Below are 2219 nucleotides of genomic sequence, written 5' to 3'. Positions count from 1 at the left end.
TTTTTCGGCTATATTCAAAACTTTTTCTCTCGCGTTATTTTCTAAAAATTTTTCTATAATATCCTCTTCAAAAGAGTCTATCTCAATAGCGTCCGATTTGATTCTTCTTATAAACATTTTAGAATATTTATTTTTTAATTCTTTAAAATATTCCATTTGGCTTTCAAAAATAAATTCAGTCGGCGGATAATAATTTATATTTGAATTATTTTTTATCGCGTCAAAATAGTAGGATTCCATAGTTTTCAATTTATTCGTTTTATTAATCATATATTCGTAGGATAAAGCATGCCTAATATGTCTTTGATAATAAGGATAGCTATTGTCGAAACCGATTAAAAGAACTTTATCGAAACCTGTATAATAGGCAAAATCTATCATTGTAGTCGCAACCGTATTTGAAGTGGTAAGCGAAGATATATTTGAAAATTTTTTTAAATATTCCACAATTTCCAAATCGGATGTCGAAGAAAATCTTATTATATTAGTTTTGTCAAAAATAATTTTTGGAATTATTTTATTGCAGGCTATATCCATTATCAAATAAGGAAATTTTTTATTTTCGTAAACAAAATCTAAAGAATTAAAAAATCCTCCGTCAACCGTTATAACGAAATCTGGAATAATTCCATGTTTGCATAATACAGAATAGCTTGTATCTACGCATAGTATTATTAGATTTTCTCTGCTCTCTTTTATTTTTTCTATATGATTTATTAAACTGGGACCGGGACAAACGAGCAAGGCATTAAAACCGTTAAACGCGTTTTTGAAAATTGAAATGTCGGAAGATTTATTTATATATTCGCTATTAAAAATTATATTTTTTGTCCATATATTTTCAAAATACAAATTCGTCCATATATTTGAAAATTCTCTTTCAATATTATTTAGTATCTCTCCGTAAAGTTTATTCGCATTGTCTTTTTCTTCTTTCGTAAGAGACGGAAGCAAAACGAGACTTACTCCGTTTACGATTTTATAATCTATAATTTTATTTATATAATCCATATCGTCTTCGGCATGAATAAAAAAAATATTTTCTCTTTCCGTATTAAAAATATTGTAATAAGAATATTTAAATAAAATCGTATCTTCCACTATGACGATTATTTTCAAACTTTCTAAAATTTTTTGATTAAAATATTCGTTTATATTTTCGCTCAAATATTTAACGATATAACCCAAACCGTAGCCGTAAATTATAAGAAGATTTTTATTTTTATTAATTTTATCGAGCGCCATTTTGCATTCGTTTTCAATATTATATTTGCTATGAACCGCTCTATTATTTTTATAGGCTATTGTCAAACCGTTTTTATTTTTTTCTATTTTGTAATTCAATTTAGAGTTTTCTTTATTATTAAAATCCAATAAATCAAAATCTTCATTTATAGCGTTATGCAATTTTACCGAAATATTCATAAGATTTATGATAACAAAAAAAATATAAAAATCAATTATAAAAAATAAAAAAAGAACTGCCTAACTTAATAGACAATCCTTTTTTAATATTATTTTTCAAAGAGTTTATCGTTTCCCAAATCGAAGCCCTATAGTAAAATTAGCTCCTACCGAATGATGCTGATTTATATTATAACCAGCAAATAATCTATTTCTATCGCTTTTGTCAAAAAACATATACTCGTAAAAAATATCAAGCCCTATTACCAAAGCTATTTTTTCAGTCGTATAAATTCTATCCTCTAAAAATAAACGAACATAAGGCAAAAACGGAACTTTATTTGGTTTTATGTTGAAGTCGTCAATAATCGGAATAAATTTTACGCCCGAAGCAACGCCGAAAGCCAAATCAACTATGGAAGATGGATTTTCATTTAAAACGAATTTAAAAGCCAAACCTGTATATATTCCGCCAGCGTCTATTTGATTTATTTTATATTTTTCGTTAGGGTTTGCTATAGAAAGAGTATTTGCATCAAGCCCAAAATCGAATAAAAGCCCAAAGCCTCTAAATACGCCCTTATTTATTGGGAATTCATATCCAAGCTGAAGATTTATATTTACTCTCGGCTCAAATACTTCTTTAGTTAAATCCGTCCAACTGTCGGCAAATCCAAATTTAGGCAAAAGCTCGAATTCAAAGGCAGGAAATAGCGCTCTCGAAATCGCTAAAAAAGAAGTTATAATAAATATTTTTAATTTCATTTTAATATCCTTTACTTTTATTAATAATTTTATAATTCTAAATTTTTTAT

Annotated in this window: 2 protein-coding genes; both read right to left on the bottom strand. The window is 26.9% G+C overall.

What is annotated here, in order from left to right:
* A partial coding sequence (locus ACR0QS_RS12905; protein ID WP_432633858.1) for a 6-hydroxymethylpterin diphosphokinase MptE-like protein occupies positions 1-1425 on the bottom strand: 1425 nt, incomplete at its 3' end.
* 105 nt (positions 1426-1530) lie between these two features.
* Positions 1531-2169 carry a hypothetical protein gene (locus tag ACR0QS_RS12900; protein WP_432633857.1) on the bottom strand — a complete coding sequence of 213 codons (639 nt, stop codon included), beginning with the start codon at positions 2167-2169 and terminating at the stop codon, positions 1531-1533.
* Positions 2170-2219: the final 50 nt, after the last annotated feature.

It is taken from the genome of Brachyspira sp. (assembly GCF_050873525.1).
In the GTDB taxonomy this organism is placed as follows: Bacteria; Spirochaetota; Brachyspiria; order Brachyspirales; family Brachyspiraceae; genus Brachyspira.
Note: the sequence above shows the minus strand (reverse complement) of the source record. Positions and strands in the feature narration are given on the sequence as shown.